Annotated in this window: 17 protein-coding genes; 10 read left to right on the top strand and 7 right to left on the bottom strand. The window is 73.0% G+C overall.

Translation table 11 applies throughout. From position 1 onward, the window contains the following. Nucleotides 1-52: 52 nt before the first annotated feature. Nucleotides 53-289 (bottom strand): hypothetical protein, encoded by a 237-nt coding sequence (locus FKN01_RS02095; protein WP_185992707.1) that lies wholly within the window; start codon nucleotides 287-289, stop codon nucleotides 53-55. A gap of 58 nt (nucleotides 290-347) precedes the next feature. On the opposite strand from FKN01_RS02095, the gene map reads away from it, so the two are divergent. Then, nucleotides 348-1,205, top strand: coding sequence for a type I methionyl aminopeptidase (gene map, locus FKN01_RS02090; protein ID WP_143615925.1), 858 nt, complete (start codon nucleotides 348-350; stop codon nucleotides 1,203-1,205). Here the strand turns inward: map and FKN01_RS02085 are convergent. Further along, entirely contained in the window at nucleotides 1,192-2,079 is an 888-nt protein-coding gene (locus FKN01_RS02085) for an NAD(P)H-binding protein (protein ID WP_143615924.1), read from the bottom strand. The genes map and FKN01_RS02085 overlap by 14 nt on opposite strands. 143 nt (nucleotides 2,080-2,222) lie before the next feature. Between FKN01_RS02085 and FKN01_RS02080 the strand changes: the two genes are divergently transcribed. Next, the gene (locus FKN01_RS02080; protein ID WP_143615923.1) at nucleotides 2,223-2,942 is read left to right on the top strand and encodes a TetR/AcrR family transcriptional regulator; all 720 of its coding nucleotides are present in this window, start codon (nucleotides 2,223-2,225) and stop codon (nucleotides 2,940-2,942) included. A gap of 50 nt (nucleotides 2,943-2,992) precedes the next feature. Here FKN01_RS02080 and FKN01_RS02075 read toward each other — a convergent pair whose 3' ends face one another. After that, on the bottom strand, nucleotides 2,993-3,664 hold the full coding sequence (locus tag FKN01_RS02075; protein ID WP_143615922.1) for a PhzF family phenazine biosynthesis protein: 672 nt from the start codon (nucleotides 3,662-3,664) through the stop codon (nucleotides 2,993-2,995). Between the two features lie 265 nt (nucleotides 3,665-3,929). On the opposite strand from FKN01_RS02075, the gene efeO reads away from it, so the two are divergent. From efeO to FKN01_RS02055, 4 genes are read left to right on the top strand one after another with little or no spacing between them, the layout of a single operon-like run. Then, entirely contained in the window at nucleotides 3,930-5,066 is a 1,137-nt protein-coding gene (gene efeO / locus FKN01_RS02070; RefSeq protein WP_143615921.1) for an iron uptake system protein EfeO, read from the top strand. Nucleotides 5,067-5,087: 21 nt separating this feature from the next. After that, entirely contained in the window at nucleotides 5,088-6,353 is a 1,266-nt protein-coding gene (efeB, locus tag FKN01_RS02065; RefSeq protein ID WP_143615920.1) for an iron uptake transporter deferrochelatase/peroxidase subunit, read from the top strand. A gap of 30 nt (nucleotides 6,354-6,383) precedes the next feature. Further along, nucleotides 6,384-7,352 (top strand): iron uptake transporter permease EfeU, encoded by a 969-nt coding sequence (gene efeU, locus FKN01_RS02060; protein ID WP_143615919.1) that lies wholly within the window; start codon nucleotides 6,384-6,386, stop codon nucleotides 7,350-7,352. Then, nucleotides 7,267-8,205, top strand: coding sequence for a hypothetical protein (locus FKN01_RS02055; protein ID WP_143615918.1), 939 nt, complete (start codon nucleotides 7,267-7,269; stop codon nucleotides 8,203-8,205). The genes efeU and FKN01_RS02055 overlap by 86 nt, the downstream gene beginning before the upstream one ends. A 9-nt stretch (nucleotides 8,206-8,214) precedes the next feature. Here FKN01_RS02055 and FKN01_RS02050 read toward each other — a convergent pair whose 3' ends face one another. Next, nucleotides 8,215-8,961, bottom strand: a complete 747-nt coding sequence (locus FKN01_RS02050) for a bifunctional DNA primase/polymerase (RefSeq protein ID WP_143615917.1) — start codon at nucleotides 8,959-8,961, stop codon at nucleotides 8,215-8,217. A gap of 305 nt (nucleotides 8,962-9,266) precedes the next feature. On the opposite strand from FKN01_RS02050, the gene ddaH reads away from it, so the two are divergent. Further along, nucleotides 9,267-10,097, top strand: coding sequence for a dimethylargininase (gene ddaH / locus FKN01_RS02045; RefSeq protein ID WP_143615916.1), 831 nt, complete (start codon nucleotides 9,267-9,269; stop codon nucleotides 10,095-10,097). Here the strand turns inward: ddaH and FKN01_RS02040 are convergent. Continuing rightward, entirely contained in the window at nucleotides 10,094-11,089 is a 996-nt protein-coding gene (locus tag FKN01_RS02040; protein WP_143615915.1) for a small ribosomal subunit Rsm22 family protein, read from the bottom strand. The two genes, ddaH and FKN01_RS02040, sit on opposite strands and share 4 nt — an antisense overlap. A 30-nt stretch (nucleotides 11,090-11,119) precedes the next feature. Next, entirely contained in the window at nucleotides 11,120-12,424 is a 1,305-nt protein-coding gene (locus FKN01_RS02035) for a multidrug effflux MFS transporter (RefSeq protein ID WP_143615914.1), read from the bottom strand. A gap of 78 nt (nucleotides 12,425-12,502) precedes the next feature. On the opposite strand from FKN01_RS02035, the gene FKN01_RS02030 reads away from it, so the two are divergent. Further along, entirely contained in the window at nucleotides 12,503-13,501 is a 999-nt protein-coding gene (locus tag FKN01_RS02030) for a Gfo/Idh/MocA family protein (RefSeq protein WP_185992698.1), read from the top strand. Here the strand turns inward: FKN01_RS02030 and FKN01_RS02025 are convergent. Next, nucleotides 13,498-15,126 carry an alkaline phosphatase gene (locus tag FKN01_RS02025; protein ID WP_143615913.1) on the bottom strand — a complete coding sequence of 543 codons (1,629 nt, stop codon included), beginning with the start codon at nucleotides 15,124-15,126 and terminating at the stop codon, nucleotides 13,498-13,500. The two genes, FKN01_RS02030 and FKN01_RS02025, sit on opposite strands and share 4 nt — an antisense overlap. Nucleotides 15,127-15,366: 240 nt before the next feature. On the opposite strand from FKN01_RS02025, the gene FKN01_RS02020 reads away from it, so the two are divergent. Together FKN01_RS02020 and FKN01_RS02015 are read left to right on the top strand one after the other, a co-directional pair. After that, complete coding sequence (locus tag FKN01_RS02020) at nucleotides 15,367-16,149, top strand: SDR family oxidoreductase (protein ID WP_143615912.1); 783 nt, start codon at nucleotides 15,367-15,369, stop codon at nucleotides 16,147-16,149. Nucleotides 16,150-16,642: 493 nt separating this feature from the next. After that, nucleotides 16,643-17,521: a PhzF family phenazine biosynthesis protein gene (locus FKN01_RS02015; RefSeq protein ID WP_143615911.1), complete on the top strand. Its 879-nt coding sequence runs from the start codon at nucleotides 16,643-16,645 to the stop codon at nucleotides 17,519-17,521. Nucleotides 17,522-17,526: the final 5 nt, after the last annotated feature.

The following is a 17,526-nucleotide window of genomic DNA, read 5'->3' as shown; positions in this document are numbered from 1 at the left end:
CATCGGGGGACCGGCCGCCGGGGGACCACGTCCTGAAGGCCCCGCGCCCCCGTCAGCCCGCCGCCTCGTCCTCCTCCGGGCCCTTGCGGTCGTGCCACTTGGGGTCCGTGTCCCACTCCAGGTTCCGTTCCCGGGCGGTCTCCATCGCGTGCTGCGCCTCCTGCCGGGAGGCGTACGGGCCGAAGCGGTCCTTGGCCGGGCACTCGGGGCCTTCCTCGACCTTCTTGTGCTCCAGGCAGTAGAACCACTCGCCCGGCTTGCCGACCGTGCGCTTCTTGAACAGGGCCATCATCGGTTCCTTTCCTCTGTGCCATGGTGCCCCGGACACGCTGGTTAGACTCGCTGGCATGTCTGGCCAGTCGCTGCTCGTACCAGGGGAGATCACTCCCGTCCGTTCCGTGCCCGGAAACATCCGGCGCCCCGAGTATGTGGGCAAGCCCGCCCCGACGCCGTACACAGGGCCGGAGGTGCAGGACAGCGACACCGTCGAGCGCATGCGCATCGCGGGGCGGATCGCCGCGCAGGCGATGGCCGAGGCCGCCAAGCACATCGCCCCGGGTGTCACGACGGACGAACTCGACCGCGTCGCCCACGAGTTCATGTGCGACCACGGGGCGTACCCGTCGACGCTGGGCTACCGCGGCTTCCCCAAGTCGCTGTGCACCTCGCTCAACGAGGTGATCTGCCACGGCATCCCGGACTCCACCGTGCTGCGCGACGGCGACATCGTGAACCTCGACGTGACCGCGTACATCAACGGGGTGCACGGCGACAACAACGCGACCTATCTCTGCGGCGACGTGGACGAGGAGTCGCGGCTGCTGGTGGAGCGCACCGAGGAGTCGCTGCGGCGCGCGATCAAGGCCGTGAAGCCGGGGCGGCAGATCAACGTCATCGGGCGGGTCATCGAGTCGTACGCGAAGCGCTTCGGGTACGGCGTGGTCCGGGACTTCACGGGGCACGGGATCAGCACCTCGTTCCACTCCGGGCTCATCGTGCCGCACTACGACAGCCCGCACGCCACGACCGTGATGAAGCCCGGCATGACCTTCACCATCGAGCCGATGCTGACGCTCGGCAGCCACGACTACGACATGTGGGACGACGGCTGGACCGTGGTGACCAAGGACCGCAAGCGCACCGCGCAGTTCGAGCACACGCTCGTGGTGACCGAGACCGGCGCGGACATCCTCACGCTGCCTTAGCCTCCGCCGCGGGCGCCAGCACCTCCCGGCACCACTGGCGGAAGCCGGTGGGGGCCGGGCCGGTCAGGGCCCGCCACTCGGGCTCGTAGATGCCGTCGTCCTGGGCGGCGGCCATGTCGAGCAGGCCCTGGGCCCAGGCCTCGTGCATCCCGTACCGCGTCAGGGCCGCCTTGTACTCCTCGCCGTCGGGCCGCTCGAAGCGGACCGGGCGTTCCAGGACCTCGGACAGGACCTGGGCCATCCCGACGGGCGTCAGGGAGTCCGGGCCGATCACGGGGACCGTCTCCTGCCCCGACCAGGAATCGTCGGCGAGGAGGCGGGCGGCCACCGCGGCGATGTCGCGGGTGGCCACGAGCGGCAGCGCGCGGTCCGGGGCGGCCGGCACGGACAGCACGCCCGCGGCCCTCAACGCGCCGGCCTGGTGGAGCAGGTTCTCCATGAAGAACGGCATCGCCAGGGCGCGGTAGCCGACCCCGGTGCTCTCGATCATCTCGTCCATCGCGAACGCGGCCGACAACTGCCCGGCATGCGCCGGGTAGCCGCGGCCCAGACTGCTGACGCCGACGACCCGGCGCACTCCCCTCGCCCGCAGCGCCTCGCAGGCCGGGCGGGTGAAGCCGAGGTAGTGCTCCCGGACGTCCTCGGCGCGGGGGTCCGGCGGGACCAGCCACAGGACGCTGCCGGCCCCCTCGAACGCCTCGCTCAGCACCCGCGGGTCGCTGTGGGAACCCTGGACCACCTCGACGCGCTCGCGCGCCTTCGGGTCGATCCTCGCGGGGTCGCGGGCGATCACCCGCACCTTCGCGCCGCCGTCGAGCAGCGCGTCGAGCACCTGGCGGCCGATCCGGCCGGTGGGGGCGGTAACGACGATCACGGAAACCTCCGGAGCAGGCATGGCGATGAGTACGGACACGGCACGCCGGCGGGCCGGCGGCCACTCGGCGTTTCCACTGCTAACGGTTGCACGGTAGCGGGGATAACGCAACCGCTAACGCCCTGCCGTTATCATCGGTAACCATGGAGACCGAGCACCCCGATCCCGCCGAAAGCAACCGCCGGCGGATCATCGCCGCCGCCACCCGACTGCTCACGGAGAACGGCCGCGAGGCGGTGTCGACCAGGGCCGTCGGCGCCGCGGCCGGCGTCCAGGCACCCACCATCTACCGGCTCTTCGGCGACAAGCAGGGCCTGCTCGACGCGGTCGCCGCCCACGGCTTCGCGAGCCACATCGGCGAGAAGGCCGCCCTGGAACTCACCGGCGACCCGGTGGAGGACCTGCGCAGGGGCTGGGACTTCAACACGGAGTACGGCCTGGCCAACCCGGCTCTGTACACGCTGATGTACGCCCAGCCCAGCCCGGGCGCCCCGTCCCCCGCCTCCGCCGCCGCGCTGGAGATCCTGGCCGCGCACATCCACCGGATCGCCGAGGCGGGACGTCTGCGGATCGACGAGAGGCGCGCGACGCATCTGGTGCACGCCGTGGGCGGCGGCACCACCCTCTCGCTCATCGCCACCCCCGAGGACCGGCGGGACATGAGCGTCTCCCACCTGGCCAGGGAAGCCGTCATCGCCGCGATCACCACCGGGGCGCCCGCCTCCCCCCCCCCCCGCCCTGCCGCGGCAGCCGTGGCACTCCAGGCCCTCCTCCCCCGGACCGGCGCCCTCACGGCCGGCGAACGCGCCCTGCTGACCGAACTGCTCGACCGCATCTCGGCCGCCCCGGACGAGCCCGCCTGACCGGCGGGCGCCGACGAGCGGTCGAGGGTCCGCCCAGGCGGGAGGCCCCGCTATCCGTGGTGGGTGAGGACGACCCTGCCGCCGATCTCCACCGTGCCGTCGGGCGCGGGCGCCGTGAGGATCTGGGAGCCGCGGCCCTGGGTGATGTTGAGCGCGCGCCCGAGGCGCGCGCTCAGCAACAGGGCCGCGGCCCCCGTCGCCTCGTCCTCGGCGATGCCGTCGTCCCGGCGCGGGAACGCCCGCGCCCTGACCCGCCCCGCCGCCTCCTCCTCCCACGCCCAGGCGTAGAGCCAGCCCTCGCCGGGCGGCGGCGCCGGGAGCGCGTCGACCTCGGCGGCCGAGGCGTACTGCTCCAGGGTGCGCGGCGGGACCCATTCCGGGCGGGCGGTGATCCAGGTGAACTCCCCGTCGTGGCGGGCGAACACGTCGCCCACCTCCAGCTCCAGGACCTCCAGGTCGAGCAGCCAGGCGGCGCCGACGACGGGATGCCCGGCGAACGGCAGCCGGAGCCCCGGGGTGTAGATGTCGAGCCGGCCGCGCTCGGGGTCGTCCACGAACACGGTCTCGCTGAAGCCGAGCCGCCGGGCGAGTTCCTGCCGGGCGGCCCGGCCGGGGTGGCGGCGCCCGTCGCGTACGACACCGAGGGCGTTGCCGTGCAGGCCGTCGGGGCCGCAGAACACGCGGAGGATGTCGATTCCGGCGGGTACGTCGTAGTCGCTCACCTCGGCATTCAAGCATCCGTACAGGCATCTGCCGCCGCGGTCGCGCGGGAGGCCGCGCCGACCGCGCCCCTTGACCTGTGTATTACCTGTGTGAGGTACGTCCATGGGTCGGCCGTGATCGGACCGTTTCCGGACCTCCCCAGTGAGAGCTGAATCACTGCGCGGGTGGGTATCGAGCAGATAAGCCTCGGCTAAGTTAGGTCCGCCTCACCCGGCTTTGTCCGGCCCCTCACCGCCGCCTCCTTCGTCCTCAAGTGGAGCCCGTATGCGAGCCGTTCGTCTCTCCGTCGTCACCGCTGCCGCCACCGCGGCCGCTCTGACCGCCGTCACGGGCTGCTCCGAGAAGAGCGACGGCAAGGGCGAGGGGGCCGTCCAGGTCGTCGCCAAGGACGACTCCTGCGAGGTCTCGAAGAAGAAGCTGCCGGCCGGGCACATCGAGCTGGCCGTGCAGAACAAGGGCTCCAAGGTCACCGAGGTCTACGTCCTCTTCCCGGACGACCGCATCGTCGCCGAGCGCGAGAACATCGGCCCGGGCACCAAGGCCACCATCACGGCCGAGATCAAGGCCGGTTCGTACGAGATCGCCTGCAAGCCCGGCATGAAGGGCCACGGCATCCGGCAGAAGATCGAGGTCAGCGGCGGCAAGGCGGCCAAGCGCAGCCCCGAGATGGACAAGGCCGTCGCCGCGTACCGCACCTATGTGCAGGCCCAGGCCGACGAGACGCTGCCGAAGGTCAAGGTCTTCACGGACGCCGTCGCCGCCGGGGACATCGAGGCCGCGAAGAAGGCGTACGCCAACTCCCGCGTCGGCTGGGAGCGCACCGAGCCGGTCGCCGAGTCGTTCGGCGACATCGACCCCAAGGTCGACGTCCGCGAGGACGGTCTCGAGGACGGCCAGAAGTGGACCGGCTGGCACCGTCTGGAGAAGGCGCTGTGGCAGGACAAGAAGCTCGGCGCCGAGGAGAAGGCCCTCGCGACGACCCTGTACAAGGACCTGGCCGACTGGCGCCGGCGCGTCGGCACCGCCGACATCACCCCGACCTCGATGGCCAACGGCGCCAAGGAACTCCTCGACGAGGTCGCCACCGGCAAGGTCACCGGTGAGGAGGAGCGCTACAGCCACACCGACCTGGTCGACTTCAAGGCCAACGTCGAGGGCGCCGAGCAGTCCTACGACCTGCTGAAGGCGATCGCGTCCAAGAACGACCCCGCGCTCACCGCCACCCTGGGCAAGCGGTTCGACGAGCTGAACAAGCTGCTCGAGCAGTACCGCGAGGACCCCTCCTCGTACGACTTCGTCTCCTACGACAAGGTCGGCAAGGCGGACCGCAAGGAGCTGTCGGACGCGGTCAACGCGCTGGCCGAGCCGCTGTCGAAGCTGGCCGCCGCGGTCACGAAGTAACCGGCCGGAAAGAGGCTCGCGATGAGCGACGAGACCCGCGAGGCACCCGTCGGCGGCACCGCCCCGTCGCGCCGCGCACTGCTGGGCTGGGGCGGTGCCGGGCTGGCGCTCGGCGCCGCCGCGGCCGGGGTGGGCGTCGCCGCGGCCCGGTCCGGGGACGACGGCCCGGCCACGGCCGCCGACGGCGGCGCCGCGGTGCCGTTCCACGGCGCGCACCAGGCCGGAATCGCCACCGCCGTCCAGGACCGGCTGCACTTCGCCGCGTTCGACGTGACGACGGAGGACCGGGCCGAACTGGTCGCGCTGCTCAAGGAGTGGACCCGGGCGGCCGAGCGGATGACCGCCGGGCACGCGGTCGGCGACGGGGCGTACGGGGGTCTGCCCGAGGCGCCGCCGGACGACACGGGCGAGGCGCTGGGGCTGAAGCCGTCGCGGCTGACGCTGACCATCGGCTTCGGGCCCTCGCTGTTCGCGAAGGGCCGGTTCGGTCTGGACGGGCGGCGGCCCGAGGCGCTGGTGGACCTGCCGAAGTTCCCCGGTGACAATCTCGACAAGGCCCGCAGCGGCGGCGATCTGTGCGTCCAGGCGTGCGCGGACGATCCGCAGGTCGCCGTGCACGCCATCCGCAACCTGGCCAGGATCGGCATGGGCCGCGCCGCGATCCGATGGTCGCAGCTGGGCTTCGGCAAGACGTCCTCGACCACGCCGGACGCCCAGACCCCGCGCAACATGCTGGGCTTCAAGGACGGCACCCGGAACATCTCCGGCACCGACACGGCCGCCCTCGGCAAGCACGTGTGGGTCGGGCCCGGGGACGGGCCCAAGTGGATGACCGGCGGCTCGTACCTGGTGGCCCGGCGCATCCGGATGCACATCGAGACCTGGGACCGCGCTTCGCTCCAGGAACAGGAGGACGTCTTCGGCCGCGACAAGGGCGAGGGCGCGCCGGTCGGCAAGGCGAAGGAGCGCGACGAGCCGTTCCTGAAGGCGATGCTGCCGACCGCGCACGTCCGGCTCGCGCATCCGGACAGCAACGGCGGCGCGATGATCCTGCGCCGGGGCTACTCCTTCACGGACGGCACCGACGGCCTCGGCAGGCTCGACGCGGGGCTGTTCTTCCTGGCCTACCAGCGCGACACCCGCAAGGCGTTCGTTCCCCTGCAACGGCGGCTGGCGGCACACGACGCACTCAACGAGTACATCCAGCACGTGGGTTCGGCGCACTTCGCCGTCCCGCCGGGCGTCCGCGACAAGGACGACTGGTGGGGCCGGGCGCTGTTCTCGTAACGGGACTCGAAGCGGAAAGGGAACCGAGACGTGTTCAGCAACTTCCTGATCGGACTGCGCGAAGGGCTTGAGGCCTGCCTGGTCGTCTGCATCCTCATCGCGTACCTGGTGAAGACCGGCAACCGGGACCGGCTGGTGCCGATCTGGATCGGTGTGTCGATCGCGGTCGTCGTCAGCCTGGGCTTCGGCGCCGGTCTCGAATTCGGCTCGCAGGAGATGACGTTCAAGGCGCAGGAGGCGCTGGGCGGTTCGCTGTCCATCGTCTCGGTGGGCCTGGTGACGTGGATGGTCTTCTGGATGCGGCGGACCGCCCGCCATCTGAAGGCGGAGCTGCACGGCAGGCTGGACGCGGCGCTCGCCATGGGCACCGGCGCGCTCGTCGCGACCGCGCTCCTGGCGGTCGGCCGGGAGGGGCTGGAGACCTCGCTGTTCGTGTGGCGGGCGGTGCACGCGGCGGACGACGGCTGGCACCCGATGATCGGCGCGGTCCTCGGCATCGCCACGGCGGTGGTGCTGGGCTGGCTGTTCTACCGGGGCGCGCTGCGGATCAACCTGGCGAAGTTCTTCACCTGGACCGGCGGGATGCTGGTGGTCGTCGCCGCGGGTGTGCTGGCGTACGGCGTGCACGACCTCCAGGAGGCGGAATTCCTGGGCGGTCTGCAGAACCGGGCGTTCGACATCAGCTCCACGATCCCGCCGGACAGCTGGTACGGGACGCTGCTGAAGGGCACGTTCAACTTCCAGCCGGACCCCACCGTCCTCCAGCTCACCGTCTGGGCGCTGTATCTCGTCCCGGCCCTCGCGCTGTTCCTGTCCCCGGTAGGGTTCGGACGGTCAGTGGCGACGGATCAGAAGGCGCGGAAAGCAGCGGATGAGAAGTCTGGGGCCGGTGCGGCGGCTGGCGGGGCTCGCGATGGCGACGGTGCTGAGCCTGACGGCGAGCGGGTGCGTGACGGTGCACGGCGAGCGGGCAGTCGTACCGGCGGCGACGAGGGCTGAGGCCGCCCGGGCCCTGAAGGAGTTCACCGCCGCGTACAACGCCGCCGACAAGGCGTACGATCCGGCGCTGGACGCGGACGTGGTGACGGGGTCGCTCGGCGCGGTCAACCAGGCGGGGCTGAAGGCCCGGCACCGGATAGCGCCCACCGGCAACTCCCGGCACCGGCCGCTCGAGCTGACCGACGCCCGTTTCGTCATCCCGGAGAAGGCGGGCTGGCCGCGCTGGTTCCTCGCCGACACGGACTCCAACCGCGACACGGAGCAGGGCGAGCAGGACAGCCGCTGGCTGCTGGCCTTCACGAAGACCGGCCCGGACGCGGGCTGGAAGGCCGCCTATCTGTCGGTCGTCGCCCCGGACCTGCTGCCCGCCCTCGCGAAGGACGCCGCGCCGGTCGCGGCGGACGGCCCGGGGCTCGCGGTGGCCCCGCGCGATCTGGGCACGCGGTACGCGCAGTACCTCCAGGAGGGCGCCCCGGACGTGTTCGCGCCGGGGGCGGCCACCTCGCAGTGGCGGGAGGCCCGGCTGAACACCCGGCGGGCCGGGTTCTCGTACCAGTACGCCGACCAGCCGCTGGACACCGGTGCGTACGCCCCGCTGGGGCTGGTCACCGAGGACGGCGGGGCGCTGGTCTTCTTCAGCAGCAGGCACTTCGAGCGGCAGACCGCCGCGCAGGGGCTGCGCCCGGCCGTCGACCCCGATGTGGAGGCGCTGCTCACCGGCGAGGTGAGGAGCACGCTGACCAAGGAGCGGGTCTCCAGCCAGCTGGTGTACGTGCCGAGGAAGGGCGCCGGCACGGGCAAGGTGACCGTGCTCAGCCGGCTGCCCGGACTGACCTCGGCGAAGGGCTCCTGAGCCGCCCGGCTAGCGGCGCAGCGGCCAGGCCACCGATTCGTGGTCGGCGTCGCTCTGGCCCTCGGAGCCGATGAACCGCGCGCAGGCGTCCGTCAGCGTCTCCAGGAGCGTCAGCGGGTCCGGCAGCGGGTGTTCGGGGCCGCGCAGCCAGGCGACGTCCAGCTCACCGGGGAGCTGGGCCGGGGGCAGCAGGACGTAGCTGCCGCGGCAGTGCCAGCGCAGGCCGGGGTGCTCGTCCATCGTCTCGGGGTGGCAGTCCAGCTCGCACGGCCACCACTCGTCCTCGTCCTCCGGGGTGCCGCGGGTCGCGGTGAAGAACAGCATCCGGTCGTCGCCGGAGCGGGCCACCGGGCCGACCTCGACCCCGGCGGCGAGGAGCCGTTCGAGGGCCTGCTCGCCGGCGGCCAGCGGGACGTCGAGGACGTCGTGGACCATGCCGGTCGCGGTGATGAAGTTGGCCTGCGGCTGGCTGCGGGCCCAGCGCTCGATCTGGGCGCGGTCGGTGGTGGACTGCGTCTGCCAGGCGAAGGACAGCGGGTGGCGGGCCGGGGTGGGACAGCCGATGCGTTCGCACGAACACCGGTAGCCGACCGGGTGGGCGGCGGGCGCGATGGGCATTCCGGCCTCGGCGACGGCCAGGAGCAGCGACTCCCGTGCGGTGTCGTCGACCTCGCGCCGCTGCGGTTTGGGTCGTCGCCGCAGCCACTGGGAAATCCTGCTCTCCGCACCGCGACCACGGCTGAAATCGGCGCCCATCTATCCCCTTGCCTTTGCGTTGCCCCTGCCCATGGTCCCACCATCCTGCGCCTCGGGTGGCCGGAGTCCGGAAGCGGGGTGGGACGGCCGATGCCGCACGGGGGGCGTTATCACATGCTTTGTCATGAAAGAGCACGTGTGGTGACCGGCGACAACAAGCCCCCGGGGCCGCGTCCGCGCGAACCACCCGTTCGGACCACAGCGCCGGGGTCCCCGTACGGCGCACCATGAGCTCACGCACACACCCGTGCGACGCACCGGCCGCTGCGGCCACCAGCCGCCGCGACGATCCGTGGGGAGCCTCTATGACTCGTGCAGCCACGCCCCGGCACTATCTGATGTGTGCGCCTGCCCACTTCAAGGTGACGTATTCCATCAATCCGTGGATGGATCCCTCCAAGCCGGTCGACCTGCCGCTGGCGCAGACCCAGTGGGAGGACCTACGCGACCGCTACCGCGCCCTCGGCCACACCGTCGACCTGCTGGAGCCGCACCCGGACCTGCCGGACATGGTCTTCGCGGCGAACGGGGCCACGGTGATCGACGGCCGGGTGCTGGGCGCCCGCTTCGCGTACCGGGAACGGTTCGAGGAGGCGGCCGTGCACCGGGAGTGGTTCCTCGGCCACGGCTTCACCGAGGTCCACGAGCCGGACCACGTCAACGAGGGCGAGGGCGACTTCGCGGTGACCGCCTCCTATGTGCTGGCGGGCCGGGGTTTCCGGTCGTCGCCGCTCTCGCACGCGGAGGCGCAGGAGTTCTTCGGGCGCCCGGTGATCGGCCTCGACCTGGTGGACCCGCGCTACTACCACCTGGACACGGCGCTGTGCGTGCTCGACGACGCGGCGGACGAGGTCATGTACTACCCGCCGGCCTTCTCGCCCGGCAGCCGGGCGGCCCTGGCGCGGCTCTTCCCCGACGCGCTGATCGCCGGGGAGGCGGACGCGGCGGCGCTCGGTCTGAACGCGGTGAGCGACGGGCTCCACGTCCTGCTGCCCCAGGCCGCGACGGGGCTGTTCGACCCGCTCCGGGCGCGGGGCTTCGAGCCGGTGCCGATGGACCTGAGCGAGCTGCTGAAGGGCGGCGGCAGCGTGAAGTGCTGTACGCAGGAGCTGCGCGGCCGGGAGCCGAACGGCTAGGCGGCGTCCTCCGGGGGCGGCCAGGCGTCGCCCCAGTCGGTGTTCCGGGCGGCGCGGTAGAGGGCGCCGTGCCGCTTGGTGACCGTGTCGCGGCGCAGGCCCTCGTCGCGGGTGCAGAGGTCCAGGAGCACCTGGCCCTTGCGGATCTGGGGCCTGCGGACGACCCGGGCGGCCACGGGCCGGGGCGTGAGGCGGGTGGCGACGACGTAGCTGAACTTCTCGTCCTCGTACGGCAGTGAGCCGCCCTTCACCTGCCGGTGCAGCGAGGAGCGGCTGACCCGGGCCGAGAAGTGGCACCAGTCGGTGCCCGGCTCTATCGGGCAGGCGCCGCTGTGCGGGCAGGGCGCGGCGACCGTGAGCCCGGCGGCGACGAGCCGGTCGCGGGCCTCGATGATCCGGGCGTAGCCGCCCGGGGTGCCGGCCTCGACGACCACGACGGCCTGGCCGGCCCGGGCGGCGGCGTCGATGAGCGCGGTGCGGGCGGGAGCGGTCAGCTCGTTGAGCACGTAGGAGATCGTGACCAGGTCCGCCGGGGCGAGGTCGAGGTCCTCGCCGATGCGGGCCCGCCGCCATTCGGCGGCGCGCAGGGCGTCCGGGCCGGCGGCGGCCAGTTCGCGGCCGAGGGCGAGCGCGGGCTCGGCCCAGTCCAGGACGGTGGTGCGGTGCGTCTCCCACTCCCCCGCGACGGCCCAGCTCGCCGCCCCGGTGCCGCCGCCGACGTCGGTGTGCGTGGCGGGCGCCCAGTCGGGGGCGGCCTCGCGGAGGGCGTCGAGGGCGGACCGTACCGCTTCGAAGGTGGCGGGCATCCGGTACGCCGCGTACGCGACCGCGTCCGCGCGGTCGCGGAGCACCGGGGCGTCGGTGGGAACGGTGCCCCGGTAGTGGGCGATGAGCCGGTCGACGGCCCGGCCGGCCTGCTTGGGCGGCAGCCCGTCCAGGAGTCCGGCGAGGGCCGCGCGCAGGGCGTCCGCGGTGGGGAGGGTGGCGTTCACCGAAGGATTGTAGGCGGGCCGGGGCCGCCCTCAGATCGTGGCGGCCCGCTGCCAGGGGCGGCACAGGCCCAGGAAGCAGGCGAGCGCGCCCACCGCGCAGGTCAGCTGGACGACGGCCATCGGGACGGCGGTCTCCTCGCCGGCGATGCCGACCAGCGGGGAGGCGATGGCGCCGATCAGGAACTGCGAGGTGCCGAGCAGCGCGGAGGCCGAGCCGGCCGCGTGCTTGGTGCGCATCAGCGCCTGGGCGTTGGTGTTGGGCATCGCCAGGCCCATCGCCGACATCAGCACGAAGAGCCCGGCGGCCACCGGCACCAGGCCGACGTCGCCGAAGACGCCGGAGGTCATCAGGAGCAGCGCGGTCGCGGCGGTCACGATGACGACGAGTCCGAAGGTGAGGGCCTTGTCCAGGCTGACCCGGCCGACGAGGAGCTTGCCGTTGATCTGGCCGACGGCGATCAGGCCGATGGAGTTGATGCCGAAGAGCAGGCTGAAGGTCTGCGGTGAGGCGCCGTAGATCTCCTGGATGACGAACGGCGAGGCGCTGACGTACGCGAAGAGCGCGGCGAAGGCGAGGCTGCCCGCGATCATGTAGCCGGTGAAGACCCGGTCGGCGAGCAGGCCGCGCATGGTGCGCAGCGCGTCGCCGATGCCGCCGGTGTGGCGCTCGGCGGACGGCAGGGTCTCGCCGAGCCACTTCCAGACGACGAAGGTGAGCAGGACGCCGACGCCGGTCAGGACGCCGAAGATCCCGCGCCAGTCGGTCAGCCGCAGGACCTGGCCGCCGATGACCGGGGCGATGACGGGGGCGACGCCGGAGATCAGCATCAGCGTGGAGAAGAACCGGGCCATCGCGACGCCGTCGTACATGTCGCGCACCACGGCGCGGGAGATGACGATGCCGGCCGCGCCCGCGAGGCCCTGGACCAGGCGGAAGGCGATGAGGAGCCCGGCGGACGGGGCGAAGATGCAGAGCGCGGTGGCCAGCACGTAGACGGCCATGCCGAGGAGGAGCGGGCGGCGCCTGCCCCAGCGGTCGCTCATCGGTCCGACGACGACCTGGCCGAGCGCCATGCCGGTGAGACAGGCGGTCAGGGTGAGCTGGACCGTGGCGGCGGGTGCGTGCAGCGAGTCCGTGACGGCCGGAAGGGCCGGGAGGTACATGTCCATCGACAGCGGCGGGAGCGCCGTGAGGCCGCCGAGGACGAGGGTGACGAGGAGGCCGGTGCGCCGCGCGGCGGTGGTGGCGGCTCTGCCGGGAGGGGTGGTCCCGCCCTGCGGGGTGGTGTCGGTGGTGCGTATGTGCTGGGCCCGGCTGACGCCGCTCTCCGGCATTCTCATCTCCATAGTTGTTGAATCCGGCTCTATGCTCTCAGCTCGGCGGGGATGGTCGACACCTTTTTGGGAGCGTGCATGAGCAGGACTGTCCGTTGGGGCGTGCTGGCGACCGGCGGGATCGCGGCGACGTTCACCGCCGATCTCCAGGCCGTGCCCGGTGCGGAGGTGGTGGCCGTGGCGTCGCGCACGGACGCCTCGGCGCGGGCGTTCGCGGAGCGGTTCGGGATACCGAGGGCGTACGGCGACTGGGCCGGCCTGGTCGCGGACGACGAGGTCGACGTGGTGTACGTGGCCACGCCGCACTCCGCGCACCGGGAGGCCGCCGCGCTCGCGCTGGAGGCCGGGAAGCACGTGCTGTGCGAGAAGGCGTTCACGCTGAACGAGCGCGAGGCGCGGGAGCTGGTGAAGCTGGCCCGGGACCGCGGGGTCTTCCTGATGGAGGCGATGTGGACTTATTGCAACCCCGTGATCCGGCGCCTCACCGAGCTGGTGCGGGACGGGGCGATCGGGGAGATCCGGACCGTGCAGGCCGACTTCGGCTTCGCGGCGGACCTGGGCCCGGAGCACCGGCTGCGCGATCCCCGGCTGGGCGGCGGGGCGCTGCTGGACCTGGGCGTGTACCCGGTGTCGTTCGCGCAGCTGCTGCTGGGCGAGCCGGACCGGGTGCAGGCGGACGCCCTGCTGTCGCCGGAGGGCGTGGACCTGAACACCGGGATGCTGCTGGGCTGGGACTCGGGGGCCAACGCGCTGCTGTCCTGCTCGATCGTCGGGCACCACCCGACGGCCGCCACGGTGATCGGGACGGGCGGCCGGATCGACATCCCGCACAGCTTCTTCCATCCGCAGGGCTTCGTGCTGCACCGGGCGGGCGCCGAGCCCGAGGAGATCACCTCCGGGCCGGGTCCGCAGGGCCTGTCCGGGATGCAGTACGAGGCGGCCGAGGTGATGCGGGCGGTCCTGGCGGGCGAGACGGAGTCCCCGCTGGTGCCGCTGGAGGGTTCGCTCGCGGTGATGCGGACGCTCGACGCGGTCCGTGACCGCATCGGCGTCCGCTACCCCGTGGACGCCGTTTAGGCGGGCTTCAGACCGGGACGGCCGGCCTCGGTGACGTAGGAGCCGGCGGTGGTGACGGGGGCGCCCGGCGTCGTGACGGCCGAGACCGTACGGAAGTCGGCGCGCGCCGCCCGCTCCTGGAGGGTGACGAGGGCGTAGCCGCGGCGCCCGTTGTAGAACTTCATGTGCGGGTTGGCCGCCATCAGGTTGTTGTAGTTGGACGGCTTCTCGGAGCCGTCCTTCCCGCTGGTGATGGACGTCGTGACGATCTCGGTGCCGATCGTGCGCGACGCCGGGTCGTCGAAGTCCCGCTTGATGTCGAAGCCGTAGCTGACGTGCACGTCGCCGGTGAGGACCATGAGGTTGTCCACGCCGACGCGCTCGGCGCCCTGCAGGATGCGGTCGCGGGAGGCCGGGTAGCCGTCCCAGGAGTCCATGGACAGCTTGAACGCGTCGGTGGGCACGTCGCGCCGCTGGGCGAAGGTGACCTGCTGCGGCACGACGTTCCAGGTGGCGTGCGAGTGGCGCCAGCCGTCGATGAGCCAGCGCTCCTGGGTGGCGCCGGTCAGGGTGCGCTTCGGGTCCTCGGACTCCGGTCCGGGCGTCTGCCAGCCGTCGCCGTACGCCTGGTCGCTGCGGTACTGCCGGGTGTCGAGCACGTCGAACTGGGCGAGCCGGCCGAAGTTCAGGCGGCGGTAGAGCCGCATGTCGGGGCCGGTCGGCCGCTGGGGCGCGCGCAGCGGCTGGTTCTCCCAGTACGCGCGGTAGGCGGCGGCCCGGCGGATCAGGAACTCCTCCGGCGGCACGCTGTTCTCGGGGATGTCGCCGGCGTAGTTGTTCTCGGTCTCGTGGTCGTCCCAGGTGACGACGAAGGGGTGCGCGGCGTGGGCGGCGCGCAGGTCCGGGTCGGACTTGTAGAGGGCGTACCGCAGCCGGTAGTCCTCCAGCGTCGCCGTCTCCCGGTTGAACAGGGCGGGCAGCGTGCGATCGGTGTACTTGCGGGCGCCGCCGACGGCGGTGACGGCGTACTCGTACAGGTAGTCGCCGAGGTGGAAGACGACGTCGACGTCCTCCTGGGCGAGGTGCTGGTACGCGGTGTAGTAACCGTCGTGGTAGGCCTGGCAGGAGACGGCGGCCAGGGTCAGTTCGTGCTTGCGGGCGCCGGGCGCCGGTGCCGTACGGGTGCGGCCGACCGGGCTCGTCCACTGTCCGGCGCGGAAGCGGTAGTAGAGGACGCGGTCCGGGGCGAGGCCCTTCACCTCGACGTGGACGCTGTGGTTGAACTCCGGGTGGGCGTACGCGGTGCCGCGCCGGACGACGCGGTGGAACCGCTCGTCGTTGGCCAGCTCCCAGCCGACCTCGACGCGGGCGTCCGGGAGGCCGCTGCCGGGTTCGAACGGGCGGGGCGCGAGCCGCGTCCACAGGAGGACGGAGTTCGGCAGCGGGTCGCCGGACGCGACGCCGAGCGTGAACGGGTCCTCGCCGATCTGCCGGGCCTCGATCTCGCGGGCGCTGGCGGTCCCGGCGGCGGGCAGGCCGACCGAGAAGGCGAGCGCGGCGGCGGCGCCGGTGACGGTGAGGAAGCGGCGGCGGTCCGTGTGCCGGGCCGCGTCGCGCAGCTCCTGCTGTGGCGATGAGTGCGTCATCTGTCCCTCCCCTGACTGGTGGTGTGGGGGAAGTCCAGCGGCCCGGCGCATCCGGAGGCTGACGTGTTCGCGTCGCGCGGGCGTCGCCCGGATGAGGAGTGCGGCAGGATGGTGCCCCCAGGGGCAAACTCCGCGTTCGCGGCCATACCCATGATCATCGCCCGGCGCCGCACGGGCGCGGGAATCGCCGGGGCCCCGCCCCGAATCACCCCTCAGGGGCTGCGCGTACGCTGCCTCAGCATGAGCGGCAGTCTGTTGAATTGCGCGGAGGACTCCCCGTCGAGGGTGGCTGTGGTCACGGGCGCCGGCTCCGGCATCGGCCGCGCGGTGGCGCTCGCCCTGGCCGGCGCCGGCTGGTCGGTGGCGCTCGCGGGCCGCCGCCCCGAACCGCTCGCCGAGACGGCCGCGCTGGCCGGTGAGCGGGCCCGCGCGCTCACCGTCCCCGCCGACGTCACCCGCCCCGAGGACGTGGACGCGCTGTTCTCGTCCGTACGGGAGTGTTTCGGCCGCCTCGATCTGCTCTTCAACAACGCGGGTACGTTCGGCCCGGGCGGGCCCGTCGAGGACCTGGCGTACGAGGACTGGCGCGGGGTCGTCGACGTGAACCTGACGGGGGCGTTCCTGTGCGCGCAGGCGGCGTACCGGCAGATGAAGGAGCAGCACCCGCAGGGCGGACGGATCATCAACAACGGTTCGATCTCCGCGCACACGCCGCGTCCGCACTCGGTGGCGTACACCGCGACCAAGCACGCGATCACCGGCCTGACCAAGTCGCTGTCGCTGGACGGGCGTCCGTACCGCATCGCGTGCGGGCAGATCGACATCGGGAACGCGGCGACGGACATGACGGAGCGGATGCGCACGGGCACCCTCCAGGCCAACGGCGAACTGGCCGTGGAGCCGGTGATGGCGGCCGGTGACGTGGCCCGGACGGTGCTGCACATGGCGGAGCTGCCCCTGGAGGCCAACGTCCAGTTCGCGACGGTGATGGCGACGGCGATGCCGTACGTGGGCCGGGGCTGAGGGGGCGCGCGGGCGCGCCGGGGCCTGGCGGGGTGGGCGGAGCCGTGGGCCGGGGCTGAGGGGGCGCGCAGGCGCGCCGGGGCCCGGCGGGGTGGGCGGAGCCGTGGGCCGGGGCTGAGGAGGCGTGCGGGCGCGCCGGGGCCTGGCGGGGCGGGCGAAGCCGTGGGCCGGGGATGAGGAAGCGCGCAGGCGCGCCGGGCTTGGCGGGGCGGGCGGTGCCGGCCGGGGCTGAGGAGGCGCGCCGGGGCTGGCCGGGGGGCGGGGCGGTGCCGAACGTAGGCCGGGGATGAGAAGGCGCGCAGGCGCGCCGGGGGCAGGGCGATGCCGTACTGGGCCGGTCGGCTCGGCAGGCCGCGCCCCTGCGGCGCCGTATGGCAAGGCGCCCGGGCGTCCCGGCACCGCACGCCCGGGCCCGCGATCCGTTCGGGCGCCGGGTTTGCCCGGCAGCCGCCGGTCCGGGAATGCCGTCGCCGGGTGCGCGGTTGAGCCGCACATGACCGATCTCCCTGCCACGGGCATCCTGCGTTACACCGCGTTCTCCGCCGACCCCGAGGGCGGCAACCCCGCCGGGGTGGTGCTCGACGCCTCCGGTCTCGACGAGGCGGCCATGCTGGCCGTGGCGGCGGACCTCGGCTACAGCGAGACCGCCTTCCTGACCGGGCGTACCGAGGCGTCGGAGCCCGGTGCGCGCGGTTACGCGGTCCGCTACTTCAGCCCGAAGGCCGAGGTGCCGTTCTGCGGGCACGCCACGGTCGCCGCCGCCCTCGCGCTCGCCGAGCGGGACGGGCCGGGCGAGGTGGAGTTCGCCACCCCCGCCGGTACGGTGCCGGTCACCGTGGTCCGCGAGGGGAACGAGCTGCGGGCGACGCTGACCAGCGTGGAACCACGCGTCGAGGACGTGGCGGCGGGCGACCTCGCCCAGGCGCTGGCGGCGCTGGACTGGCCGGCCGCCGACCTCGACCCGGCCCTGCCGCCCCGGATCGCGTACGCCGGGGCCCGCCACCTCGTGCTGGCCGCGGCGACCCGGGAGCGGCTGGCCGCGCTGGACTACGACTTCGGGCGCCTGGAAGCCCTGATGCACCGGCTGGACCTGACGACCGTTCAGCTGGTGTGGCGGGCGTCCGACGCGGTGTTCCACGTCCGCGATCCGTTCCCGGTGGGCGGGGTGGTGGAGGACCCGGCGACGGGTGCGGCGGCGGCCGCGTTCGGGGCGTATCTGCGGGAGCTGGCCCTCGTGCCGGAGGCCGCCGTGCTGACCCTGCACCAGGGCGAGGACATGGGCCGCCCCGGCACGCTCACCGTGACGCTGGGGGCGGGCGACGCGCGGGTGCGGGTGAGCGGGACGGGCACCCGGCTGCCGGACCCGGCCTGACCCCC

It is taken from the genome of Streptomyces sp. 130 (genome assembly GCF_007096885.1).
Lineage (GTDB): Bacteria > Actinomycetota > Actinomycetes > Streptomycetales > Streptomycetaceae > Streptomyces.
The sequence above is the reverse complement of the archived record's forward strand: the minus strand, read 5'-3'. Positions and strand labels throughout refer to the sequence as shown.